The organism is Robertmurraya dakarensis, assembly GCF_900156875.1.
Lineage (GTDB): Bacteria > Bacillota > Bacilli > Bacillales > Cytobacillaceae > Robertmurraya > Robertmurraya dakarensis.
The window spans coordinates 836,119-861,973 of record NZ_LT707409.1 but is presented as its reverse complement, the minus strand read 5'-3'; the positions used below and the strand labels follow the sequence as shown (position 1 = coordinate 861,973).

The 25,855-nt window shown below is 37.2% G+C and carries 25 protein-coding genes; 16 read left to right on the top strand and 9 right to left on the bottom strand.

The genetic code is table 11. From position 1 onward, the window contains the following. The first annotated feature begins 242 nt into the window (after positions 1–242). Positions 243–1,685 carry a D-alanyl-D-alanine carboxypeptidase/D-alanyl-D-alanine endopeptidase gene (dacB, locus tag CZ487_RS13180; protein ID WP_161949640.1) on the top strand — a complete coding sequence of 481 codons (1,443 nt, stop codon included), beginning with the start codon at positions 243–245 and terminating at the stop codon, positions 1,683–1,685. A 135-nt stretch (positions 1,686–1,820) separates the two neighbouring features. After that, positions 1,821–2,309, top strand: coding sequence for a CBO0543 family protein (locus tag CZ487_RS13175; protein ID WP_084783255.1), 489 nt, complete (start codon positions 1,821–1,823; stop codon positions 2,307–2,309). A 188-nt stretch (positions 2,310–2,497) separates the two neighbouring features. Here the strand turns inward: CZ487_RS13175 and CZ487_RS13170 are convergent, their stop codons facing one another. Beyond that, positions 2,498–3,184 carry a YjjG family noncanonical pyrimidine nucleotidase gene (locus CZ487_RS13170; protein ID WP_077212602.1) on the bottom strand — a complete coding sequence of 229 codons (687 nt, stop codon included), beginning with the start codon at positions 3,182–3,184 and terminating at the stop codon, positions 2,498–2,500. A 315-nt stretch (positions 3,185–3,499) separates the two neighbouring features. Here CZ487_RS13170 and CZ487_RS13165 point away from each other — a divergent pair, with 315 nt between their 5' ends. From CZ487_RS13165 to cyoE, 3 genes are all read left to right on the top strand, one after another. Beyond that, on the top strand, positions 3,500–4,330 hold the full coding sequence (locus tag CZ487_RS13165; RefSeq protein ID WP_077212600.1) for a protein-glutamine gamma-glutamyltransferase: 831 nt from the start codon (positions 3,500–3,502) through the stop codon (positions 4,328–4,330). A gap of 112 nt (positions 4,331–4,442) precedes the next feature. After that, the gene (locus CZ487_RS13160; RefSeq protein ID WP_077212599.1) at positions 4,443–4,667 is read left to right on the top strand and encodes a YjcZ family sporulation protein; all 225 of its coding nucleotides are present in this window, start codon (positions 4,443–4,445) and stop codon (positions 4,665–4,667) included. Between the two features lie 243 nt (positions 4,668–4,910). Continuing rightward, positions 4,911–5,852 carry a heme o synthase gene (gene cyoE, locus CZ487_RS13155; RefSeq protein ID WP_077212597.1) on the top strand — a complete coding sequence of 314 codons (942 nt, stop codon included), beginning with the start codon at positions 4,911–4,913 and terminating at the stop codon, positions 5,850–5,852. 54 nt (positions 5,853–5,906) lie between these two features. Here the strand turns inward: cyoE and CZ487_RS13150 are convergent, their stop codons facing one another. After that, positions 5,907–6,395 carry a hypothetical protein gene (locus CZ487_RS13150; protein ID WP_077212595.1) on the bottom strand — a complete coding sequence of 163 codons (489 nt, stop codon included), beginning with the start codon at positions 6,393–6,395 and terminating at the stop codon, positions 5,907–5,909. 220 nt (positions 6,396–6,615) lie between these two features. On the opposite strand from CZ487_RS13150, the gene CZ487_RS13145 reads away from it, so the two are divergent. Continuing rightward, a complete protein-coding gene (locus CZ487_RS13145) occupies positions 6,616–6,945 on the top strand; it encodes a hypothetical protein (protein WP_077212594.1) in 330 nt (109 codons plus the stop codon). A gap of 587 nt (positions 6,946–7,532) precedes the next feature. Here the strand turns inward: CZ487_RS13145 and CZ487_RS13140 are convergent. Further along, a complete protein-coding gene (locus CZ487_RS13140) occupies positions 7,533–8,276 on the bottom strand; it encodes an amidohydrolase family protein (protein WP_077215305.1) in 744 nt (247 codons plus the stop codon). 416 nt (positions 8,277–8,692) lie between these two features. Between CZ487_RS13140 and CZ487_RS13135 the strand changes: the two genes are divergently transcribed. The 5 genes from CZ487_RS13135 to CZ487_RS13115 all read left to right on the top strand — a co-directional run bounded on the left by CZ487_RS13135 (position 8,693) and on the right by CZ487_RS13115 (position 12,773). After that, complete coding sequence (locus CZ487_RS13135) at positions 8,693–9,106, top strand: hypothetical protein (RefSeq protein WP_077212592.1); 414 nt, start codon at positions 8,693–8,695, stop codon at positions 9,104–9,106. Then, a complete protein-coding gene (locus tag CZ487_RS13130; protein ID WP_077212590.1) occupies positions 9,107–9,763 on the top strand; it encodes a PspA/IM30 family protein in 657 nt (218 codons plus the stop codon). Between the two features lie 150 nt (positions 9,764–9,913). Continuing rightward, positions 9,914–10,561, top strand: a complete 648-nt coding sequence (locus tag CZ487_RS13125; RefSeq protein WP_139339572.1) for a hypothetical protein — start codon at positions 9,914–9,916, stop codon at positions 10,559–10,561. Between the two features lie 144 nt (positions 10,562–10,705). Beyond that, positions 10,706–11,383 carry a response regulator transcription factor gene (locus CZ487_RS13120; RefSeq protein ID WP_077215304.1) on the top strand — a complete coding sequence of 226 codons (678 nt, stop codon included), beginning with the start codon at positions 10,706–10,708 and terminating at the stop codon, positions 11,381–11,383. Next, positions 11,370–12,773 (top strand): sensor histidine kinase, encoded by a 1,404-nt coding sequence (locus tag CZ487_RS13115; protein WP_077212589.1) that lies wholly within the window; start codon positions 11,370–11,372, stop codon positions 12,771–12,773. Before CZ487_RS13120 ends, CZ487_RS13115 begins: the two co-directional genes overlap by 14 nt. Before the next feature lie 263 nt (positions 12,774–13,036). Here CZ487_RS13115 and CZ487_RS13110 read toward each other — a convergent pair whose 3' ends face one another. Further along, the gene (locus tag CZ487_RS13110; protein ID WP_077212587.1) at positions 13,037–13,597 is read right to left on the bottom strand and encodes a hypothetical protein; all 561 of its coding nucleotides are present in this window, start codon (positions 13,595–13,597) and stop codon (positions 13,037–13,039) included. A 252-nt stretch (positions 13,598–13,849) separates the two neighbouring features. On the opposite strand from CZ487_RS13110, the gene CZ487_RS13105 reads away from it, so the two are divergent. Beyond that, positions 13,850–15,343 (top strand): S-layer homology domain-containing protein, encoded by a 1,494-nt coding sequence (locus tag CZ487_RS13105; RefSeq protein ID WP_077212585.1) that lies wholly within the window; start codon positions 13,850–13,852, stop codon positions 15,341–15,343. A gap of 106 nt (positions 15,344–15,449) precedes the next feature. Here the strand turns inward: CZ487_RS13105 and CZ487_RS13100 are convergent, their stop codons facing one another. Next, entirely contained in the window at positions 15,450–15,914 is a 465-nt protein-coding gene (locus CZ487_RS13100) for a c-type cytochrome (RefSeq protein WP_077212584.1), read from the bottom strand. A gap of 307 nt (positions 15,915–16,221) precedes the next feature. Here CZ487_RS13100 and CZ487_RS13095 point away from each other — a divergent pair, with 307 nt between their 5' ends. The 4 genes from CZ487_RS13095 to CZ487_RS13075 all read left to right on the top strand — a co-directional run bounded on the left by CZ487_RS13095 (position 16,222) and on the right by CZ487_RS13075 (position 21,677). Further along, positions 16,222–17,877: a spore germination protein gene (locus CZ487_RS13095; RefSeq protein WP_077212583.1), complete on the top strand. Its 1,656-nt coding sequence runs from the start codon at positions 16,222–16,224 to the stop codon at positions 17,875–17,877. Between the two features lie 26 nt (positions 17,878–17,903). Beyond that, entirely contained in the window at positions 17,904–19,097 is a 1,194-nt protein-coding gene (locus CZ487_RS13090; protein ID WP_077212581.1) for a Ger(x)C family spore germination protein, read from the top strand. Between the two features lie 252 nt (positions 19,098–19,349). After that, positions 19,350–20,471: a GerAB/ArcD/ProY family transporter gene (locus tag CZ487_RS13080; RefSeq protein ID WP_077212577.1), complete on the top strand. Its 1,122-nt coding sequence runs from the start codon at positions 19,350–19,352 to the stop codon at positions 20,469–20,471. Between the two features lie 93 nt (positions 20,472–20,564). After that, entirely contained in the window at positions 20,565–21,677 is a 1,113-nt protein-coding gene (locus CZ487_RS13075; RefSeq protein WP_077212576.1) for a GerAB/ArcD/ProY family transporter, read from the top strand. 209 nt (positions 21,678–21,886) lie between these two features. Here CZ487_RS13075 and CZ487_RS27525 read toward each other — a convergent pair whose 3' ends face one another. The 4 genes from CZ487_RS27525 to CZ487_RS13060 are packed head-to-tail and all read right to left on the bottom strand — an operon-like array spanning position 21,887 to position 25,855. Then, entirely contained in the window at positions 21,887–22,123 is a 237-nt protein-coding gene (locus CZ487_RS27525; RefSeq protein WP_237562881.1) for a hypothetical protein, read from the bottom strand. Between the two features lie 4 nt (positions 22,124–22,127). Beyond that, positions 22,128–22,688 carry a hypothetical protein gene (locus CZ487_RS13070; protein ID WP_237562880.1) on the bottom strand — a complete coding sequence of 187 codons (561 nt, stop codon included), beginning with the start codon at positions 22,686–22,688 and terminating at the stop codon, positions 22,128–22,130. Then, on the bottom strand, positions 22,681–25,167 hold the full coding sequence (locus CZ487_RS13065) for an ABC transporter permease (protein WP_077212574.1): 2,487 nt from the start codon (positions 25,165–25,167) through the stop codon (positions 22,681–22,683). Before CZ487_RS13065 ends, CZ487_RS13070 begins: the two co-directional genes overlap by 8 nt. Next, positions 25,139–25,855: an ABC transporter ATP-binding protein gene (locus CZ487_RS13060; protein WP_077212573.1), complete on the bottom strand. Its 717-nt coding sequence runs from the start codon at positions 25,853–25,855 to the stop codon at positions 25,139–25,141. Before CZ487_RS13060 ends, CZ487_RS13065 begins: the two co-directional genes overlap by 29 nt.

Sequence of the window (25,855 nt, the reverse complement as noted above, 5' to 3'; positions counted from 1 at the left end):
AGCTCGCTTCCTTTTCTATAAAAGTATTTTAACTATTGTATGCCCTTACATTAACATAATAACAGGCGGATTTCATGCAAACGGAATTATTGTGAAAAATTAATTTCCTTTATCCGCAGCGAAAATAAATATGCTGACTGAAGCGAAATTTTCCCTGCTAATTTTTTATCTAATAAGTAGAATATTGTAGAATCATAGATTATTATGGTAAAGTTTAGTAGATTAAAGGAGGTGGAAACGAATTGAAAAATCAAAGCAAGGTATACATATTATTCTTTTTATTGGCACTTGCGTCTACTTTTTTCAGCATCCAAACAGAGGCGAATAGTGAATTAACCAAAACGGTTAACCAGCAGGTTCATGGGACGGATTTCTCCATCGCCGTTCGTGATTTGAATACGGGAGAACTTGTCTATGAGTACTATGGGAACAATGGAATCAAACCAGCTTCTACTTTGAAACTATTAACAGCTGCTGCCGCTTTAGAGGTGTTAGGGGAAGATTACTTTTTCTCCACGCAAATGTTAATGGATGGAACCATTCAAAACGGAGTTCTTCACGGAAATATCTACCTTCGTGGCGAGGGTGATCCTACACTGCAGGTGAAAGATTTTGTTACCTTTAGTAATACATTGAAGAAAAAAGGAATTGTGCAAATCAACGGGAATATATATGGTGATGACACTTGGTTCACAGGTGCCCGCCTATCGCCTGGTATTTGGCCAGAAGATGAAACGTATTATTACGGTGCTCCCATTTCAGCACTAACGACCTCACCTGACAATGACTTCGATGTGAGTACAGTGATTGTGAACGCTGCCCCAGCAAGGGTTGGTTCTGCTCCAAGCATTTCGGTGCAGCCAAACGCAAGTGGATTAAGATTGATTAATCAGGCTAAAACTGTCAGCCGTGGAAGCAAGAACACTTTAAAGATTGAAAGAAAATATCGTACCAATCAAATCATCATTTCTGGGAACTTGCCGCAAGGAAGCTCGAAAAAAGAATGGGTAACGATGTTTAACCCTACATTAAGTACGATCCATTCTTTTAAGAATACTCTTACTGCTCAAGGGATAAAATTTGGTCCTGATTCGAAGGTAGATTATGCAACGGTGCCAAGCCAGGCTGTTTCATTAGGTACAAAACGTTCCCAGCCATTAAAGCAAATCATGCCTGTTTTTATGAAGTTAAGCAATAATGGAATTGCCGATATTTTGGTAAAAACGATGGGCAAGAAAGTACATAATGTTGGAGATTGGGAACATGGCCTAAAGGTACTAAGAGAATATGGGAAATCAATTGGATTAGACATGAATCAATGGAAATTTGAAGATGGTTCAGGTATTTCTCACGAGAATAGAGTGAACGCTGTTCAACAAACGTTACTACTTGTCAAACAACCGCAGCAGCCCTATTATCAGAGGACATTTTTATCAAGCTTACCTGTCGGAGGCCAAAGAGACCGTTCAGTAGGCGGAACATTGCGAAACCGCTATATTGAACCCGGTGTTAAAAATCGCGTCACCGCAAAAACAGGCAGCCTGGATGGTGTTTCGACACTTGCCGGCTACGTCCAAGGCGATAGCGGCAAATGGTATGCTTTTAGTATTTTGGTAGAACACAAAGGTTCAAGTTATACTAGACAAATAGATACGGTGGTCAGAAAAATGATGACGATCTATTAAGTTCATGGGCCCGAGATTCTGTTAAAGGAATCTGGGCTTTTTTCATTTATCATCATTTATATATTGTAAGTTGTATTTTAGATATATTACATAAAAATTTTTAAATACAACAATATATAGATGGAGGTGTAAAAATTGAAAGTAAAAAGTTTCCCATATCATTTCTTAATTTTCACTACTATAATTGGGTTAGTTTTATTGCCATTTGCAATCATAAAACGTTCTTTTAAAGATTGGGTGATTGTATACCTTGTGAGTATCATCGGCAATTATTTCGCAGATAAATATTTAGTGTCAAAAGGTTATTTAAAGTACAAAAAGAAGCCGTTTCCGAAATCTGCAATCCACCTCCCTTTTGATTTTATACATTACCCTTTAATGTTACTTTATTATAATCAATGGACACTCAACAGCAGCCTAACTGGAATTATCATGAAGCTTTTTCCTTTTGTCATACCGCAAATATTGGTAGAAACGATTGCTGCAAAGAAAACCAAGCTTATTACATGGAAAAAAGGCTGGACTTGGTACCACTCATTCATAAGCCTTATCTCAAAAATGTTAATTTGCAGAGGCATTATCGCCACTATTAGAATGATAAATAAAGGGAAAATATCGGTGTGAACGTAGTACCGTACCTTTTTACATTTCTCAAAATCGTTCCATTATCAAAAAAATCCCCCGCTCGTATTTATGGGGCTTAGGCTTAATATGACGGTGGCCGGGCTAAAACGCAGCCACTCATGGGACATAAAAATGCAAATATAGACTTTAAGCTTGAACACAACCGTATTTTTGTTTTACAAAGAACATTATTTTATTATCTCTAGAAGACTTTCTAATTTGTTTATCTCGTAAGTAGGTTTTATTGCTGTATCATTTACCTTGTGTCTAGGATTGAACCAGCAAGTATCAATACCATAGTTCATTCCACCTTGAATATCAGAAGTCAATGAATCTCCTACCATAAGAACGTTAGATTTATCTGAAATTTGCAGCTTATGAAAAGCATAATCAAAAATTCCTGTATGTGGTTTTTGGATTCCAGTGGTTTCAGAGATAATAATATGTTCAAATGTATTTACTAACGGGGAATTATTAATTCTAGACGTTTGTACATCAGTGTAACCGTTAGTAATAATTGCTAAGCGTTTATGCGAGAGGTCGGTTATGAGCTTTTCAGCTCCTGGGACGAGGTGCGTTCCTTCTCCAAGAAAACCTAAATAATCTTGGTTGAAAACAACTGCGTCAAGCTTAATTTGATGTTTTAAAAATAATCTCCTAAATCTCTCCGAACCTAGTTCAATAAGGGTCATCTTTCCATGTTCTAAACCTCTCCACAACACTTTACTAATTTCTTGATAACTCTTCTCAAATAGCTTTAAGTTATTTAATAAATTATATTTTTCAAAGACTTTATAAAAAGCTTCTTGCTCCGATTTAGTAAAATCAAAAAGCGTGTCATCTACATCAAAAAAGATAATATCGTAATTCTTCACTTTGTCCCCCTTCTTTTAATTCTCTTAAATGGTTACTTACGCTTCAGCAAGATCATATAGGGCTAGTTCCGTCGAGACCTTCATGCGTAATCATTTCATGATACAAGATAAAAGCTTTAATCCTGATGGCTCTATATTTTATCCAGATAATCTAACACCTAGAAATCAATTTGTCCATCCTTCTGTCGTACGAGCGTTTATTGGAAATATTATGATTGGACAGCTAATTATTGTCAACATCTTAACATGATTAAAAATAATGAGAATACGATAGATATGAATGAGTTGAAAAGCGATTTAGGAATGGGGGATTGTATGATCCAAATATCAGGGATCCCGTTTCAACTGAATGAAAATTGGCAGCTTGGAAGTATAGAGAAAACCATTATTCAAGAGATGCAGAATGCTCCCATCTTTTATTCTTATTATTCCGAGTATGAATTACTGTTTGAACTTCAGGTCCGAAAGAACATTATTCAAAGTGCGAAAGAAATGAACAAAAGTCAAGCAGAGTTTACAACCTTTGCACATGCCCGTTGCAATCCCAAGTACTGGCAATTAACAAGGGCAGGCGGGTTTCTTTTAAGACCCGATGTGCGCCCGGCTGATGCGATTTTGGATATATTCCGGAACAGTTCTCTCTATGCATTTGAATGTGCAACGGCTATTCCAATCATCTATTACCATGCCATATTGAATAGTATTGGGAGAAATTCATTTAATTCACTGTTTCGGAATTTGTATCTTTACAGCTGGCATACAGATACTGACCTAGGTATCATTACGTTTTATTCCAATCATTTGTTGCCTGGAGATGTCGTGTACGTTAATAATCCTGACTTTGATAAAAAAACACCATGGTTCAGAGGTGTGAATGCTGTTCTCCTGGAGGATGGCAGATTGTTTGGACATGGATTTAATATAAGGACATCAGAAGAAATGATTGAACTTCTTAATGAAACAAGAAAACCGGACAGTCAGCAATCAGCATATGTAACGAAATTGGTGACAAGGCCTTCTTTTAAGTATTTATTCAGAGCGGCAGGATCGTATAGAAACGCAAGGGCATACAAAATGCAGCGCCCGATCGTCCACCATAGCAAAAGTTCCATTTCATATGCTCATTATCTGTATTATTCAATTTAATATCTTCCTTTCAAAAAACCCTGACGTTCACCCATTTTTTTATAGACGGGCTCATAATTCACCTCCAAGAGTATGATATAGAGAAATACCTTACTCGAAGGGAAGTGTTATAATGTATTCAAACCTTAACGCACCACCGACTCTTGGTGCTAATGTTGCTCCAAATGTTGCTCCAATGCCTACCTATACAGCTCCTGCTTATGATTATGGATGTCCATCTCCTGTTTATAGTTATGGTTATGAATGTCCTACTAATCGGAACGACTTTTTCTTGATTGTAGTATTGTTTATTTTACTTATCATTGTGGGGGCAAGCTTTTGCTGCGATAGTAAATGATAACTTTAAAAATATCAATCTAATGGCTTGGGGAACTATCCTCAGGCTTTTTTTTGATTTTAAGCACGTAGAATCGGTCCTTCCCAAACTAATAAGAAAATAAAGAATTTTAGGAATTACGTTCAGAACCAACATTTCATAAATAATTCACAAATAGGAGAAACGATTCATGGTAAAATTAAGGTATTTATTACGCTTCTTTATTTATTTTCACTATAAATATGATAATAACAGGAGATATTTATGAAAAACGGACATATACAATCTGAAACAGCACTAGAAACAATCACAGGAAGCTCTTCCAACCTTCTTAGCTTATTAATGGATATTAAATATTTATTAAAAGGAAAAGTGTTAGTCGCCAATGTACTGCCTGTATTTACAAGCTTTTGGTTAGCACTTTATTTTAGTGGGGAACGATTTATAGAGAATTTGGGCCTTTTTCTGTTAACCATGATCGGCAGTACTCTCGTTATCTCTGGAGCGTTAATGCTGAATAATTGGTATGAGGTGGATTTGGATAAAAAAATGGTCCGCACCCAAAAAAGACCGACTGTTACCGGGAACTTTTCCTTGAAAACCGTTTTATGGTCGGGGATCATTACAACCATCATTGGGCTGGTCATGATGTTATTTACAACATTTGAAGCAGCCATTTATTCATTTTTAGGCTGGTTTTTCTATGTGGTCCCTTATACATTTTGGACAAAACGTAAATATACTTGGAATACGATTATAGGCAGTATCTCTGGGGCATTTACCCCTTTAATCGGTTGGGCAGTGTTAGCGCCAGCAAATCATATCGTTCCGATCGTTATGTTCTGTATCTTATTCATTTGGCAAATTCCTCACACCCTGGCTATCGCCATTAAGAGATTAGAAGATTATACACGAGCAGGTGTACCGATGCTGCCAGTCGTATACGGTGTTGATATGACGATTCGCCAAAATTTAATATATATTATTGCATTGCTGCCTTTCCCCTTCTTTTTAATTACTTCTTTAGGCTGGTTTTTCTTTATTTTTACCATTTCCTTAACCATTGGTTGGATTATTCTCGCTATGAAAGGAACACGAGCAAAAGATGTAAAGCAATGGGCACAATCGAATTTACGTTATTCTCTAATCTATTTAATTTTACTATCGTTCGTCATGATTATTTTAACTTCACCAATCATGAATTAATACTAAGGGGAATCTTTCGTCAAGGAGGATTCCCCTATTTTTTATCACTATCCTTTAATGATTAATAGGTACATTTTTTTCAAAAGAAAGTCCTAAATAGCTATAATTTATAATAACCTTATTTATTTCTTTATCGTTGATAATACTTAAACCATAGCTTTTATCATCTTCAGTAGCAGTACCATTATTCACCTTTTCTAATTGTGAGGATGGAGAGGTATTTGGCTCTATTATCACATCTTCAATGTTAGTAATTCCGTACTCTCTCGCCTCACCATCAAAATCATCAGCTATAATAAAACCTTTTAACGGATTACTTAGCTGGATTTTTTTAACCAATGGTTCTTCATTATTATTTATTAGTACACCAGTTATCTTTACATTACTAAAACCTTTGTTTCCGATACTAATAACTACGGATTGTTTATCCCCCGATGAACTAATCGTTCCACTCACTAATGGTGGATTCCATTTAATAAAAGAAAATAGTCCAATTGCTATAACAGCAATAATTAGAGCTGAAATTAAAGTTATTTTTTTCAATTCCCTTCCCCCTCGTAATTGCGCCATAACCCTGCCCTTCCATTGGAATTATGGTTTCTACTGCTACAGAATTGCATCAAATATTTTTTGATAACCAAATGGGAAAATCGCAGCGATCAACATACCTGCAACTGCAAAAGAATTAATAAACAGGATATTGATTGTTTTGTACCTTATAATAGAAGTATGCACATAATTTTAGTATGAGGTGAAGTGTAATATGGGAAATACACAAAATACTTTTGGATTAAACAAGTTCAAAACGATGAAAGAAACTTCAAAAGCGGTTGAATTTAAAAATATTATAAACGATGAAGTAATTTATTTGCTTCCAAATAAAGAAATTACGATTGTATTGAATCCAAAAACAGTTGAAGGAAATAAAGTACTAGAAGAAAAATCTACAGGGCTCAATCATAATACTGCTTTCCTGGAATTTCCTAAGAGAGAGCATACTGGGAATGGACCGATTTGCTATGGGTATGCTTATAAATTTCAATCAGATGATGAATTAGATGTTTTTTTAGGCGAATTAAATACTAATAAATAACACAAATATGGTATCACCAAAAACAAAGAAAAAGCACTCATTAGGGTGCTTTTTTAAAGTTAAAAAGGGGGCATTCACTGTCAAGCAAAATACTAATCCATTCCACTACTCCTTCTCTTCTCAAACCAATTCCTTTTCATTTTTTATTCAACTTAACTTCCTTAAGCTGACTACTTCAGAAGAACCATACTACCTCGAAGGAAAAATAAGGGGAGATTTTACCGTTAACCCCCCCGATTGAAGCTCGTTTCGGGTAATATAAGGGGAGATTTTACGCTTAAAAGTATCAAAGGAAAGATATCCTATTTTCGCTATTTTCGAATCAATAAAGGGAATTTCTCCGTCTATTATTGCCTATCTTCAATGCATTTTCCTGTTTAAGCGGAATTTTTCCCTCTATTTATCTATTCGGGTTTTTAAAACCAAAAATAACGCCAATAATAATGCCCTTTATAATTTACGTTTATATGGAAAAGAAACCTCTTGTTCTACTAAACTGCTGCCCCGTTAGTAAAAAACGACTGCAATCGCACCCGTACTCAATAACAAACTTTACAATCTTCATTTTAAATCTACTTAAAGTTGAATTACTTGAAATACCATTTTAAAGCGTTCGTGTACAGGATCTTATCGGCAGCTTGTTCATCAAATAACTGTTGAATTAATTCAATATCTTTATACTTAAAAGGTCTTTTTGCTCTTGTAGATGGCAAATCTGTTCCGAACATAAGAGAATCTGGGTTACTATCATAAATTGATCTTAAGGCGTTCTCTATATTCAATTCTACACGACCAAAACCAGTGGCTTTAACGCGAACTCCTTTATCAACCAGCTTTAATAAATGTGGTAAACCTTCTTCAGATAACCCTAGATGGTCGATTGAGATGGCTGGTAATTTTTCAATAGCAGCTGCAATTTCGGGTAACTCTTTTGCATCAATATAAAGTTCGCTATGCCATCCAGCTAAATCATAAACTCTTCTTGCAAAGTAATCGAGCTTTGATAAATCTTCTGAAATACCTCGTGCTATATTTAAGCGTAATGCTTTTACCCCGTTTTCATTTAAGTTTATAATTTCTTCGTCCGTCACAGTAAAAGGTAATTGCGTTACGCCGCAAAATGCTGAACCCATTTGTTTTAGTGCGTTTATTAAATATTCTTGGTCAAATCCTTGAAATGACCCTGATACAATCGCTCCACCTAATACATTCAAATCAGCAGTGTCATTTTGATAATCTTCTACAACATAGTTGGGTGGCAAATAACCTTGGTTTTCTATAATTGTAAAATTAAAATCAATAATATGAAAATGTGCATCAAAAATTCTCACTGTAATTCTCCCTACTCTTCTATAATCATCAGGTTTTAAATCATTCTCTTCATCCCAGCCAGCACAGTTATCCAAATAAACATTATCTGCCTCAGTATATTCAACACAGCGATCACAATTACCTGCCTCAATATATTCAACACTCACCCCCTGCCTGGATACCACCAGTATCCTTATATCCACCATTATATTAAATTAGTTGTTCTAGAACTGTTCTAATATATGAAAAACGATTTTGAGCGTCTGTCTGCTTAAACTACCTTCTAAGAAGGTGGTTTTTTTATTTGCATTGTTTTGTTAAAAATAACTGTTTTCCGTGTTTGCAATAGCTAGCATATAGTATATTCATTTTCACTAAGTTTTCACCAAACTCTACTAAACTACAAATATCAATAGAGAAAGGAGGTAAGAACGCAGTGAATACTAAGTTGAAAAAAGGTATTTTTTGGGGTGTCATTGTAGCCTCTGTGGTCCTGGCCATAAATGTATTTCACTCCCTATTCGGAGGAGTAACTGCTCTTGCTGCTGGTCCACAGAGACATGGGCATGGACCAAGAGCTATGGGACACCACGGCGGTTTAGAACCAAATTACATGACGGGCCACTATTATGGCGGATTTTCTTGGTTTTGGTTCCTATTATTACTCATCCTAGGGATAGTTGCTTTGGTTCTATTCGTAAAATGGACAAGAAGAAAATCAAAGGCTTCTGCCATGCAACAATTTATTGATACATCTTTAGCGAGCTCACACAGACACTTCTCAAATCAAAATGCCAATATTTTAGACCAGTGGGAAAAACGATTAGTTAATAAAAAGGAGAATATATAAATGGGTATTTTTAAAAGAGTTAAAAAAATTGCAAAGGCAGATGTAAATGGCTGGCTTGATCGCCTCGAAGACCCGATTGCCATGTTAAACGAATACTCTAGAGAAATGGAGCAGGAAATTGTAACAGCTCAAAGAGCTTTATCACGTCAGATTTTTGCAGAAAATAAACAAGCATCTCTCATTCTAGAAACAAAGGCACTAATTGAAAAAAGAACTCATCAAGCCACACTCGCAATTGAACAAAATGAGGAACACATAGCCAAATTAGCGGTACAGGAAAAACTTACTCATGAGAAGCAGCTGAGCCTTTATGAACAACAATATGAAGCCATTAAAGGACAGACAGAAATTCTAAAAGGCAAATTAGATGAACTACAGCAAACTTATAATGAATTGCAGCATAAGAAAGTTCTATTAGCTTCACGCGCTAATGTTGCACAATCTATTAAACAAATTCAACAAGCTACAAGTTCTTTCCAAACTGATAATATTTTAAAAGGTGTGGCTCGTGCTGAAGACCGTATTTTATTAATGGAAGCTGAGGTACAAGCTGGCAACCAGTTCCCTGCCCCTTTAGTTACCTTGGATGCTTCCTATGTAATGGATGATGAAGTAAATAGGGAAATAGAAATCTTAAAGAGTGAAAAAAATTACTAGTTTAACAAACTTTCAGGAAGTACCAATACAACAGCTGGTACTTCCTTATTTTTCACATACTTTTAATATTTCTTTAAATCAGTTTGTTTTTCACCAAGTTTTCACCGTTGAGTATTAAATTTAGAAATGTACAAGAAATCTAGGAGGTTTATGATGATGAACAAAAAACTATTAGGTTACGCACTAACTGGAGCTTTGTCGATTGGAATTATTGGTGGAATTGGGACATCGGCATTTGCCGCGACTTCATTAGAAAATAGTACGGTGAACCAATCCGAGCAATCACTAGACGCTGAAACACAAGAGAAAGTACAAAAAATTAAGGAGGAACTTAGAGCACAGCTGTCTAATCTTGGGGTGAACCTTCCAGAACGTGGTGAAAAAGGAAAACTATTCGCTAATTTAGATGAAGCTACTAAAGAAAAAGCTGAAGCCCTTTTCGAACAACAAAAGGCTGGTACCATCACTCATGAGGAAGCAGAAGCACAACTTGAGGAACTTGGTGTAACCTTCCGTGAACGCGTAGGAAAAGACAACCCCTTCGCAACTTTAGATGAAGCTACAAAAGAAAAAGCAGATGCCATTTTTGAACAGCAAAAGGCTGGTACCATCACTCGTGAGGAAGCAAAAGCACAACTTGAAGAATTAGGTGTGACCTTTCCGGAACGTGGCAATAAAGGGAAAAAAGCCGACCCTCTTGCTAACTTAGATGAGGAAACAAAAGCTAAAGCACAAGAGCTTATCGACCATGCTAAAGCTGAATTGGAAGAGCTTGGCGTCAAACATGCAAAATTTTAAAAAATGAACATGTTTATAAACATTTCCCTTATTAATAAGACCACCGTAACCAAAGTTGCGGTGGTCTTATTTAAAACGAGTGTCTAAAGAGGTAATATTAATAACAGAGAAATCCTGATGACAGGTAAAAAAGAGGTGCTTAACTTGAATATTCTTTTAGCTGAAGATGATTTGCAGCTTGGTGAATTGATTGGTTTTATGTTAAAGAAAAAAGGCGGCTATAAGGTTGATTGGGTGATGGAAGGTGAAGATGCCTATGAGTATGCCAAAGCTTCTCACTATGACGTTATGATACTGGATTGGATGATGCCAAATGGCGATGGAATCTCTATTTGCCGCAAGCTTAGAAGCGAGAGTTATGCTGGGGCAATATTAATGTTGACGGCAAGAGATACTGTAGAAGATCGCATTAATGGATTGGATGCTGGAGCTGATGATTATCTCATTAAACCCTTTGAAATCGAGGAGCTTCTTGCTCGTTTACGTGCGCTTACACGCCGTAACTATGCTCCTATTTTAGAAGAACAGATTTCTATTCAAGGTTTGCACATCAACCGTAATAGCCAAACCGTTCTTCACGATGAATTAGAGATTCAGTTAAGCCCTCGTGAGTTTCAGTTACTTGATTTATTGGTTCAAAATAAAGGACGAGTCCTCCCTCGAGAGGTCATTTTAGATCGGATTTGGGGTTATGATGCGGATGTCTCTACTAAAACGATTGACGCCACCATTAAACTGCTTCGAAAGAAATTGGATCGGTTTGGAAAACAAGATTTGATCCAAAGTATCAGAGGAGTTGGATACAAAGTTGAGAAAGAATAGTCGAAACTTTATCCACTTATTTCGTAAAAGAGATCTATTTGAAAGTACACAATTTCGCTTAACGTTAATATACAGCGGTCTACTTATGTTCTTTCTAGTCTTATTTATTATTGTTGTCTATGCCATCTTGTATGCCACTATATTCAAAGACCAAGAACGTGAACTAGAATCCAGTGTAGAACAGGAAGCGAGAAACATTGAAGAGTACCTAACCTATCAGAATCATAAAGGCCGATTAGAATTTCGCAATCAACAATCACTTGTAAAAGATGTAGATCAATTTTTCTATTATGTTGTAAATCGTTCTGGAGAATTGGTATTGGGAGATGACCTCATCCCGGAACTCCGAACTGAAATTTTGACAACCATCTCAGACTGGAATCCTAAAAGAAATAAAATTCTTCAAGAAACTTTCCAGGTACAGCTTCCTGATAGAAAGACATTTAGGAATGAAAGAAGTGATGAGTTTCACCCAACGAAAAGAAAAGATACGATTCGGTTGATGATTGCTGGCCAGCCTATTTTCTATAATGGGGAAATGATTGGCATGCTTTTTATCGGAAAGGAAATATCATTCGCCTATCAAGTTTTTAAATGGCTGCCCATCATCCTATTAATATTAGCGATTCTTTTTTCAGGAGTAGCGATTGTAATCAGTTTCTATATGTCCAAAAAGGCCATGGTTCCGATTACACGTGCTTTTTCAAGACAGCGGGAATTTACCACTGACGCTTCACATGAGTTAAGGACACCTTTAAGTGTCCTCCTTTCATCGATCAATGCACTCGAAATGACGTTGGATTTGGAAAAAGAGGATTATTCTCATAAACTTCTTTTAAATATGAAAAATGAAGTGAAACGGATGACGGTTTTAGTAGGAGATTTATTGACATTAGCCCGGTCTGACTCGGGGATAATAGAGATTGTGTATGAAGAATTTGATTTTCGTTTAATGGCACAGAAGGCGATCGAATCTGTTCGTTCAATAGCTGAATCTAAACAAATTAAGCTTCATTTTGATTCCCCTGAAACACTCATTGTCAATGGGGATTCCAAAAGGTTATCACAACTGCTGTATATTTTATTGGATAATGCGATTAAATACACGCCAAATGGAGGAAATGCAACCCTTTCCCTCTCTGTAAAAGGCAAAGACTTACTTATCACCATGAAAGATACTGGAATTGGCATCTCTTCAAAAGATTATGAGCGTATATTTGAACGGTTTTACCGAGCAGATTCAGCGAGAACACGGCAAACAGGAGGACATGGACTTGGGCTTGCCATTGCAAAGTGGATTGTGAAGACTCATAAAGGAACTATTGAAGTTAACAGTGAACACGGGAAAGGCAGTACATTCATTGTGACGTTACCACTAAAAGATAGATAACATTTGAGCTTAGCGATCTTGTGAAAATGAATAGTACCAGACACCATAAGAAATTTTAGGTGCCTGGTACCCCTCTAAGGAGTTCGGTTCAGAGGTAGAAATATAGTGACAATAAGTAATTATTTCTTACCTTTTCGTTCTAAAAGTATAGGTGCTAGATTTAGTAAGATAGAAACAATTGTCAAAAACCATAATGCCCTTTCCATACCAGGTACTACATCCTCTACCTCTGTTGTTTAATTCAAAATCATTCGCATATCAATCTATTCCCCATTCTGATATAGCAATTCCCCATCATTAGAATAAGCAGAGACCATGCCAGCTCTTTCGTTACCGTCATCTTGTTCAGAAACAAGATACCAATAGGTTCTATTATCATTTTTTATTAGTTCAGCATTCTTTTGGGTATTGTTATATTCAACCGTGATTTTACTAATTTCAGGGTCATTTATTTCTCCTAAAAATACAGTTGTATACGAGCTTTCTTTATCAATGGAAACTTCCCCATTGTGCCACGTTGATTGACTAAAAGAAAAAGGCTTACGATCAGTATCAGCAGAGTACATAAAACCTGAACTTCCTTGATAATCCCAACCATCTTCTTTTAATGAAAAGTGAAGAATGCCATACCCTTTCGCAGACTGATAAAGGGAGAATGCCGTTTCATCCATTTCTTCAGTATGAAAAATATCAGCTAATGGAATATCACTTTTTAACGTTGCTTGTTCTAAAGTTTGAAATTCCGTTTTTGTATCATCATCTACATTGCTGCAGCCTGAAACAATCATAATCCATACTAGAAATATCGGAAATAATAATTTCATTTATAACACCCTTTCATAATAAGGATATCATATATGCCTAAGCTAGCGGTGACCAGGCATCTTTGCCTTGTATTCTGTTTTAATCGTTTCAACATTTTAAAAAGCAAGAAGGCCACTTGGTTATATTTTCATAGAAAACTTTTAATAGGAATATAGTATAATAAGTTTCGTCTGACTTTTAGAAATCACTCGCACAATTTGGGAATTCCCCTTCCAGTGATAGAAGTCCCGTATGATGACGAGGAGGTTAACATGAAAAAATCTTTTATTATCCCCACTTTACTATTTTCTACCTTATTCTTTCACGGTTCAAATACAGAAGCTGCCACTTTTACAGATGTCAGTACTAATATAGAAGAAATTGATTATTTAACGGAGCAAGGCATGATAAATGGTTACGAAAATGGAACATTTCGCCCATACGAATCATTAAAAAGGCTTCAAGCTGTGCAAATGCTGATGAGGGATCCAAGTTTGAACAAACCCGATATAGTACCACCAGATCCTGGGTTCACCGATGTAAAACCAGGTGACTACGGATACGAAGAAATAGCCATGGCGGTTCATCTAGGGATTATTTCTGGAAAAGAAGATCCAACTACTAATGAAAGATATTTTGATCCTTGGGGAAAACTCACAAGGGCTCAAATGTCTAAAATTCTGACAAAAACGTATCACCTAAGCGGGCAATATGACAGTGAATTTCGAGATGTGGGTTCATCTTATTGGGCTTACGACGAGATTAATTCATTAGCAGCAAGCAACATCGCGGTTGGTTACCCAAACAATGAATACAAGCCAAATGAGCCGCTAACAAGAAACCATTTTGCTCTATTTTTATCACGAACAAAGGAAGAGAGATTTCGTCCTGACTTTAAAGAAATCACTTTCAATGAACCCTTGATAGAAAAAGCGATTCGCAACCAGCTCGCAAAACCAACAGGGAAAATCACATCTTATAATATGGGAGCAATCACCCACCTTGATTTAGTGGACAAGTCCAATCGCCAAATTCAGATTGATGATTTTACTGGTTTGGAATATGCGGTCAACTTAAAATCATTTAGAGTTGCCTTGTCATGGAATAGCGAACCTGCAAATCTAGAATTTTTGAAATCACTACCACGATTGGAATCATTAAGTCTTTACAATCTTGAAAACGAAAACTTAGAGCCCTTGCGAACATTAGAAAAGCTAAAACATTTAACTTTGCAAGCTGGAAACGTAGACTTAAACCAACTAAAAGAACTTTCAAATTTGGAATCTCTATCCGTTTCGATACCCATGAAAAATGCAGATTTTCTACTTCCATTAAAAAATCTGAAGTCTATAGAATTAGCTAACTATCAGAATTATGATCAAAAATTGGATTTAGGTATGTTCAAAGGTTTTCCAAACCTAACATCTTTGAAAATTAGCAATACAACGGCTGAAAATGCGGAAGAGTTAGCGGCATTGAAACTAACAACGCTAAAACTAGTAGATGTATATGTCCACAATTATGATTGGGTTAGTAAGTTGAAAACCATGGAATATCTAGAGCTGAAAGGTGCCTTTTTAACCTCTGAAAGTCTTGAGGAAATCATATTCCCTCTACCAAACCTAAAAGAAGTCCGTCTCACCGTAATTGGTTTAAATGGTACGGGGGGATTAGATGAAGAATTCCTAGGCATGTATTCTACTTTTATCTCAGAATTGGAAAGCAGAGGAGTAAATGTCTATTTCTCATTCCCAATTGAACTATAGGTATAAGGAAAACCACTAGAAGAGGATAGTAATCACGCCGCTATCCTCTTTTTAATTTCTGCTAATAAGTTCATGTAAAAAGTCCACCGTAGTCTTTCCTACACCTCTATTTTAAAGTTAATAGCCAATCTGCCATGGCACTCGCCTCTTCAGGTGAAACTAGACCACCTGGCATGGCTCCCTGTCCATTGATCAAGATTTTTTCAATATCCGCTTTTTCATATTTGCTGCTTAAGCCAGTTAATTGCGGCCCAACTCCTCCTTGATACTGATCTCCGTGGCAAGAAATACAATTTTTTTGGTAAATCGCTTCCGTATCAATCGCGGCTGCATTTTCTGTTCCTTCCGTTTCTGCATTTTCCGTTGTTCCTTCTTCGGTTGTTCCTTCTTCGGTTGTTCCTTCAGTCGGCGTTTCTTTTTCAGTTTCTTCGGTTGTTCCTTCAATCGGCGTTTCTGTTTCCGCATGTTCTTCTTTTTCTTTGCCGCCATCGAAATCAATAACAGTGAAAAAAAGCACAAAAGAAACAATCAATAGAAGTGGTATGACAATCACTGCGCTATTCATTTTCATTTTTTCTGCCCCCTTGGATCTAAAATAAGTTCGACATTACTTATTATTCCTTGAGATGCGGAAAGCATGAGTTTTTGCAAACATTTTCTGGGCATCCGGGCCTATCACCCTATCCTTTAGGCAGATTACCTTAAGTGGATTAATATGTATAAAATATCTATTAATGAAAAAAATGGTAAAGGATACAGCAAGAAAGAAATCTCTTGAAATACTAAAGTTCTCCCAAATTCTTTTACACTTGCCTGTCTTAAGTAATTCAGGCTAAAAAATAACGAGAGGGTACTCATTCGTTTCTGGAGTTGACAACATGAAGTCCCGAAAACCGATACCATTGCTAAAACTAAGGAAAAGAAAACATTCACAACCAGGACAATCAAAAAAAGACCAAAATCTAAATATAAATCAGAATGAGGATACAGATCAAGAACAAGCAGTACCTATTCATTTGCATAGAGAATTAAAGAAAAACATCGAATATATCAAGCAAATGGTAGGAAACAGTTCTGATATCGTGATTCGTGAATTCGATCTAGGTCAAACTGGTGAAATTAAAATAGCCATTTTCTACACAGATGGACTGGCTGACAAATCATTTGTTAATGATTTTATACTAGAATCCCTTATGGTTAATATTCGCACAGCCAATTTGGGATCTGATGTTTTAAGTAAGAAAAATATTTATGAAATCATTAAATCTCATTCCCTTCCTGCTGGAGAAATAAATGAATTAGTTGATTTTAACAAGGTTTTCTACCACATTTTATCAGGTGATACGGTTGTCCTAATGGACGGATTTTTAAAAGGCCTGTCCATTGGTTCCAGAGGCTGGGCTGATCGGGGTGTACAAGAGCCCTCTTCACAAACAGTTGTTAGGGGGCCTAAGGACGGCTTTTCCGAAACATTGCGAACGAATACAGCATTAATTAGGAGGAGGATAAAGGATCCTAATTTGAGAATTGAAACAAAACAAATTGGGAAGAAAACACAGACAGACGTATCTATCATTTACCTTAAAGATGTAGCGGATGAGAAACTCGTTCAGGAAGTTAAAGCCCGACTTAAGAAAATTAACATTGACGCAATTTTGGAAAGTGGATATATCGAAGAACTCATCCAAGATGAAACATATAGCCCCTTTCCAACGGTTTATAATACAGAACGTCCTGATTCAGTTGCAGGCGGGATTTTAGAAGGGCGAATTGCCATCGTAGTGGACGGAACACCCTTTGTTTTATTAGTTCCAGCTCTCTTTGTCCACTTCTTTCAGTCAAGCGAAGACTACTATCAACGTGCCGACATCGCTACACTCATTCGTTTTCTACGTTATTTCGCATTTTTTTTGGCACTGATTACACCTTCTGCTTATATTGCGGTCACAACCTTCCATCAGGAAATGATTCCGACGCCTTTACTGATTAGCCTGTCCTCACAACGTGAAGGGGTTCCTTTTCCAGCACTTGTAGAGGCTCTAATGATGGAAGTAACATTTGAAATCTTGCGTGAAGCAGGTGTTCGAATGCCACGGGCGATTGGTTCTTCGATTTCAATTGTAGGTGCGCTGGTCATTGGACAAGCAGCCGTGGAAGCTGGGATTATTTCTGCTTCGATGGTAATCATTGTTTCGTTAACAGCAATTAGCAGTTTCGTCTCCCCTACTTTCAACATGGGAATATCTGTGCGGATTTTACGTTTTATTTTTATGTTCCTTGCTGCTACCTTTGGTTTATTTGGCATCATACTTGGATTGATTATGATGGTTCTTCATCTGAATAGCCTGCGTTCTTTCGGCATTCCATATCTAGCACCAAATGCACCCTTTATTTTAAAAGATCAAAAAGATAACTTCCTAAGGTTACCGCATTGGAGCTTACATTCCCGACCAGCGTTAATTAATCAACAAGAAACCGTTAAAGAAAATACCGCTTCGCCTAAGCCGCCGCAGCCAGATGAAGCCAATCAATAACAGGGATTACGGGGAGTGGATTTTTTATGAAAAAAAAGTGGAAGATCCTAATGTTTTATATAGTGGTCCTTTGTTTATTAACGGGTTGTTGGAGCAGGAAAGAACTAAATGAAATAGCAATCGTAACCGCTTTAGGAATTGATAAATCTGAAGATGGCTACATCATTTCAGTTCAAATTATTAATCCTGGTGAAATTGCCGGTAAAACAAGTACGGGGCGTACAGAAGTTGTAAGATTCACGGCAAATGCGGGGACTGTTTTTGAGGCTCTGAGAGAGCTAACAACAGACGTCCCAAGGAAACTTTATCTTGCCCATCTACGAGAAGTAGTCATTGGAGAACCACTTGCTAAAGAGGGAATTGGAAAGGTTTTGGATTTTCTTTCCCGAGACCATGAACTAAGAACGGATTTCTATTTAACTGTTGCAAAGGGATCCCCTGCTTCCGAAATACTAAATGTTCAGACTGCTCTTGAGAAAATACCCGCAAATAAATTATTTAGTGCTTTAGAAAACTCAGAGAAAAATTGGGCGCGAACCAAGACAGTCAAATTGGATGAGTTGATTGACAGTATAGTAAGTAACGGCAAAGAACCTGTGATTACTGGAATTTATGTGTATGGTGATCATGAAGCAGGCGGAGATTTTACAAATGTACAAAATGTGTCTCCGAACATAGGATTAAGAATTAACCAACTTGCTGTATTTAAAAAGGACAAATTGATAGGCTGGTTAAATGAAGATGCAAGCAAAGGCTTCAATTATATAACAGATAATATAAAAAGCACAGTCGTTAATGTTCCATGTCAAAATGGTAAAGTATCGATCGAAACGGTTCGTTCCAAGACAAGTGTCGAAGGGAAGATCGAGAATGGGAAACCCAAAATTCACATTACGATAAATTCAGAGGGTAATATAGGGGAAGTTCAGTGCGAAATTGATTTATCTAACCAGGAAAGCCTTCATAAATTAGAGGAGGAATATCAAAACAATATAAAAGATAAAGTGGAAGAAGCAATTCTGAACGTACAAGAGGAATACCATAGTGACATATTTGGTTTCGGTGAAGTTTTTCACCGGTCTGATCCGAAAGCGTGGAAACGTTATGAACAAAACTGGGATGAAGAGTTTTCAAATTTAGAATTTACTGTACAAGTTGAAGGCAAAATACGGCGTTTGGGGACCATCACTGAATCCTTTCAGAATGAAACCAGGGAGTAAAATGATATGTGGGCAATCATTGGCTTACTCATGATTGGGGGAGTGATTTCACTGTTTGAAATCCTCCCTCTTATAAAGCAAAAAAATTGGAGAGAAGTTACGGTTTTTTTTATCCTTCTTTCCATAGGACTGCTATTAAATATTCTATTAGTTTTACGAATTGAAATCCCCACCCCCTTAGATTTATTAAACCAATTATATAAACCTTTTACTTTTTAAGCAGTTGAGTCCTTGGCAAGGAGGTGAGTTCATATGTTGGAAAAGGGGAAAATTAGTGCATTTGACTTTCAAGTTATCGTTCTTGTATTTACTATAGGAAGTTCGATCCTTGTTGGACCTGGATTGCTTGCTAGGTTTGCAAAACAGGATGCTTGGATGGCCTCGTCTTTGGCTTTGATGATCAGTGTAAGCTTTGTTTTTTTATATATACGTTTAGCATCACTTTATCCTTCCTTGACCTTTGTTGAATGCAATGAAAAAATATTGGGCAAATGGATTGGAAACATGGTATCGATCTTATTTCTTTCTTATTTTTATTACCTTTCCTCCGGCCTAGTTAGAGAAATTGGAGATTTTCTAACCACTCAAGTTTTAGTTGAAACCCCCATTCAAATGATTATGATCATGTTTTTATTAATCAGTTTGTTCGGTGTCCGACTTGGTTTAGAGGTGATTTGCCGAACGGCGGTTATATTTTTCCCTTGGATTGTTGGCTTTCTTCTTATGTGGTTTTTATTTTTAATCCCTGAAATCAAATTAGTTCATATACAGCCCATCTTTGAAGGTGGAATTGTGCCGATTATACAAGGTTCTTATCATAGTTTGGGACTCCCCTTTTTAGAGCTTGCCATATTTTTAATGATTTCACCATATGTTACTGAAAAAGAATCTGTGAAGAAAGCCTTTTATAGAGGAACATTTATTGGAGGAATCATTCTTTCTTTTCTAGTTACGATTAGCATTTTAGTAATGGGGGCTGAATTTACTGCGAGGAATACCTACCCTTCTTACATTTTGGGAAAGAAAATAAGCATTGGAGAGTTTGTTCAACGGATTGAAATCATTGTAGCCATCATATGGTTATTCACCATATATTTTAAACTGACCATTTGCTATTACGGTCTCGCTTTAGGACTAGCTCAAGTATTTAAACTCAATAATTATAAAATACTGCTTTTTCCTTTAGCATTTTTGATTATTAGCTTAGCACTCTTTTCACACCCGGATATCGTTCATTTTCATGAATTTCTAGATCATACATGGACACCTTTATCATTAACCATTTGTTTCTTTCTTCCCCTGTTCGTATATGTGATTGGAGTAATTCGAAAAAAACGAGCTATCGAGAATCAGTCAAACACTGAAAATATTTAGGATATACGCAAATAAAAGTAAAAAAAGGACAGTTAATGAACAATCAAAATACAAAGTAGCCAGATTTATTTATTGCAAAAGAGAGTTGATACAATGGAGAACGTAAAGATTTCTTCCTTTCAATTATTTACGTTAATTTACATTTTTATCTTAGGAACTACTGTCATCTTTCCCGTTGGAGCAGATGCGAAACAAGCTGCTTGGATTTCTATATTTTTTGGATTGCTGAGTGGCTTGCCTCTTTTGTTAATGTATTATTATTTAAATAAGCAATATACCAATTTATTACTGACAGAATACTGTATAAAAATCCTTGGGAAATATATTGGGACGATGATAGGTATATTATACATATTATTTTTTTTGTATGGTGCGGCACGAGATGTAAGAGATGTAATGGAGCTTACTCCTCTATTCTTATATGGAACCCCGAGCTGGGCTATTGCATTTATGCTCATTCTTCCTATCCTTTATGGATTATATTTAGGAATAGAAGTTATAGGCAGGACGAGCGAGATCTTTTTCCCCTATATCGTTTTAACAGTCATTCTTGTGGTCGTTTTTGTAATTTTTTCTGATCTGGTAAAAATAGAAAATTTGCGCCCTATTACAGAACCAGGCTGGGAAACCGTACTACGAACTACAAGAAAAGAAGCTTGGATGGCTCCCTTTGGTGAAATGATTTGCTTTACGATGATCTTTGCTTATTTAAAAAAGCCAAAATTAATATTAAAAGTTGGAGTAGCTGGAGTCGTTTCTAGTGGATTGGTACTAGTATTGATTCATATTCTGATCTTTTCTGTTTTAGGATCAGAAGCAAGAAACACCTCTATAGCACCGTTGTTAAGAATGGTTCAAAAAATAAATATTGGAGACATTATCCAAAGACTAGATGCTTTTTTTATGATTTGGTTAATTGTAAACGTCTATTTTAAAGTAACTGTTTTTATGTATGCTGCGGTAATAGGTGGAGCAACGATATTCAAAGTGTCTAAATCTTATCTGGTTATCCCATCTGGGCTTATTGTATTTATTACTTCAATCTTTATTGCAGGAAGTTATACAGCCCATTATGCTCAAAGTGATTTCGTACTAAAAAATGTCTACCCGATCTTTGCGGTCTATATTCCTTTATTACTATGCGTTGTAACTTTTGTTCGAAATAAAATAAAAAAAAGAAAGCCACGGAGTGCGGAAAACTTTTGAATAGCAGTTTGTGCAGCGGTTCTTTAGACTTTCTAATTAGTAAATACGATGGTTTTTATATAAAACGAAAAGCAGTGTGAGCTCATGGTTCAAGAATCACACTGCTTATTGCTGCCTTAAATACCTCGTTTTTGCTTGTTTGACTCCTTGGTGTCTAAAAAATCCCCACTTTGATCGTCATAATCATTCCTAGAGACTCCACGATGATGTTAAGGGACTTCTACAACAAAAGGGATCGTAAACACATTGCCCTCTTTTTGAAATTGTCCCCATATCTTATACACTCCACTTTCCGGAAATGTAGTCTCAAATGACGCTTGAGGTCCATTTCCTTGATTTTCCAGTGCGTGAACATGTAAATACTTTTCACCATCTTCTGAAAAAATCACCACATGCCCAATCGATCCTAAATAAGGTTCGAGGTCGGAGATTGGCTGATTGGTCAATTCATCACTTAGTGTAAACGTTAAAAGTCAGTTCTTTCCCTGCTTCGAAATCTGATTCAACCGTTAGGGAAACCTTTTTCCCATCCACTGATTTTTCTAGAGTGCTATCTTCAGCAACAGCTGTTGGCTTAGGAATTTCCCCTCCCACCTTTACCCATTCCATCTTACTCATGGAACTGCCATCTGTCGGTTTGAAATCGGCTACCATTCGATATTCTCCACCAGAAGGAAAATCATTTGTAATCTCGAACACACCATCACCTTTGTATTCAGGATGGACATGGTTAAAATACGAAAGATCCTTGCTTACAATGATTAAGTGAAGCAATTTTTCATGATTGACGTCAAAGCTCTCAATAGGTTGATCTTGATTTTTGACAGTAAGACGAATGAGTGTTCCTTTTTTGGAAGCCTGATGGTCATCAAGCTCCCATTGCACAGTAACATCTTCTGTTATAATCCGATCACTCACTTCAATGTTTTTCTCTTCTTCCCAGGAAGGTTCGGTACCACAGCCTGTAAGCAGAAAGGTTAGTAATCCTATGAATACGATAAATTTACTCATAACGCAACGCCTCGTTCAATTTAGTTTTTGCGGCTCTTCTTGATGGTGTGAAGCTTGAGATTAAGCTGATCAATATTCCAAACAAGAAAATAATGGCCAGAATTATCGGTGAAACTCCAAATTCAAATGTTAATGAATTTACCTCTACAAAACTCGAGGTGAGAAAGATTAAGAGAATCCCAAAAAGAATTCCAATGGTAGTGGCGGAAAGGCCAATCCCTAGGCCTTCTAGTACAATCATTCTAATGATCTGACCGCGTGTAACCCCGACTGCACGCATCATCGCGATTTCCCGTACCCTTTCCAAAATGTTAATCATCAGGGTATTCGTGATTCCAATACCAGAGACGATAATCCCTAGAATAACAAGAACATTCACGATGCTAAAAGCTCCTGTTATCGTGCTGCCGACCATTGACGCCCAATCCTCAGGGCCCCACATTTCTTCAATTCTTTCACCGAATCTGTCATAAATGTTTTCTCTTAATTGAAGCGGACTCGTTTGTTCATCTATGATCACCAGGGCATTTCGCTCAAATTTGACACCAAAGTTCTCTTTAAAATGGTCCTCATTCATAAACGCGCTGTAGCCGCTGTTTTTCATGGTGTATACCACATCCACAACCTTAAAGGATTTTTCACCTTCCAACGTATCTAAGCTGATGGTGTCCCCCATCTTCCCTCCCCACACTTCAAAGGAAGTTTCATCAAGGATGATTTCATCACTTTTTAGGTTCTTTATTAATTCACTATGTGAGCCGCTTGAAACCGTAAATAACTGGAATCGGTCTATCCATTCTGCCCCTACTCCAAAGATAGGAAGCAGCCGTTTTTCACCTTCCATGTTCCAGATGATTCCCTGCAAAGAATAGGTCGTTGCATCAGCAACACCTTCTGTATTTTTAATCATTTCTAAATCCTCTTTTTCGATATGGTGGAACATAATGTCTAGATTTCCGCCATAGGACTTGTGAATCTCTCTTTCGTACGATTGAAGCAGAGCCGAATTAAGTGAGCTCATTAAAACAATCATGGCAATTCCTAGAGAAAGGATCACCGATGTGATGGAAGTACGACTGATATTCCGATTTAAATTTCGAACCGCCAGCTCTCCTGAAAATTTGAAAACAAGACTATAAAATCCTTTTAAGAGCAAACTAAATAGTTTGAACAGATATGGAAACAGTAAGACGATTCCAATCATAAGCGGTAAGACTAACAACAAATGCTTGATAAAGAAACTTGAGAAGATTAGCAATACTCCAAGCAATCCAAACCACTTATTTGTACCCTGTGCCCCGGCTTTGTTCTCCTTCAATACTTCAATTACACTAACCTTGCCTACCTGCTGAATCGGGTACCATGCTGCAAGGGTCGGAACGACTAACCCGGCGGCCGCTGATACCATGAAGCCGGTCCCGAGTTCCATGGAACTGCTGCTTTGGACACCATATACCATGAAGATGAGCTGTTTTAAGCCAAGTGCCAGACCAAAACCGGCTATAAGTCCTCCCACCGTACCAATGATCGCAACAAGGATGACTTCAGTAAGAACCATTCCTTGTAATTGTCCAGGGGTATAGCCAATCGTTTTCAACACAGCAAATTCGTTTCTTCTTTCTTTGACGCTGACATATAACGAGTTGAATATAATAAAGGCACTTAGTGCGATTCCTAGGAATCCTGCAATATAAAGGGCTAAAAAGAAGGTATTAAGATCCTTAAACACACTATCGAAATTTACGACAATCGGCTGCATGTAAAGCCCTGTATGACTTTTAACCAGGTGAGCCAGTTCATGCTCAACATCATCGAGTTGAGTTGGGTTATCTGCTTTCACTTGTATCCCTTGAATGTTTCCTTGCTGACCAAACCATTCCTGTACGACCGGCAAAGGAAAAGCCACCGCCCAATGATGATATTTAGCCATATTCCAGCTGGAGGGACCCATCAATTCTTTTGTATACCTGACAATGGCGGTAACCTCAATTTCTTTTACTCCAAGGTCGGTATCAAAGGTAATGCGATCGCCAAGGTCAGTTCCCCAAACCTTTGCCGTTCGATCGGTAATCACCGCACCGTCAGCTTTCAAGTCCCCTTTCATCACCTTAAAGCCTGTAACAGATGTATCAAGCTGGCTGTAGCCAGTGATGACCACCCTTTTTTGAATAGCAGATATCCCCTTTTCCTCGGTGACGAACTCTGCATTTTCTTTTAAAATAGCGACCGATAAGTAATTCTGGCTTTCGGACATCTGCCTATGAACATCTTCGGAAAAATAAGTATCTGTACCTGCAATTGTAAAATCTGCCTTCGAAAATGCTTCCTTTAAATAAAGAGGAAACGCTTCTTCTGCTGTATCCACCGCTGCCAAAACGCCAAATGTCGAGGCAACCCCAATCATGATGGACAAAATCGTCAGAAACGTCCGCATTTTTCGCCGCATTAAATTACGCCAAGCTATCTGCCATTTCTTCATTTCTGTATCCTCCTTTATGGGTTTCTTCTACAATAAATCCGTCTCTTACATGAATGATTCGGTCTGCCACAAGAGCCGCCTGCCTGTCATGAGTCACCATCACGACTGTTATTTGTTCTTCCTTACAAAGCTTTGAGAGAAGCCTTAATATGTCTTCACCATTTTTCTGATCGAGATTACCAGTCGGCTCATCTGCTAATATTAGACCTGGCTTCATCGCTAGCGCCCTGGCAATCGCAACCCGCTGCTGCTGTCCGCCGCTTAGCTGAGAGGGAAATGCCAATTCTTTTCCTTGCAGGTTTACATCTGAAAGCAACTGTTTCACAACGGATTTCGATTTTGCTTTTGGAGCGTTATTCGCATTTAGTGAAAGGGCAATATTTTCTTCCACCGTCATCATGGGCAGAAGCTGATAATTCTGAAAAACAAATCCGATCTTGGTACGACGGAATAACGTACGTTCTTTTTCATTTAAGGTATTGATTTCAACTCCATCCACCACGATCTGTCCAGTTGTCGGCAGATCGAGTCCTCCTAAGAGCTGAAGCAAAGTACTTTTTCCAGATCCACTAGGACCCATGATTGCTATAAATTCTCCTTTACGGACGTGAAGATGATTATCCTGTAATGCATGGAAATCACCTGACTCTAAGGAATACACTTTTGAAACATTTGAAACTGTAATCAT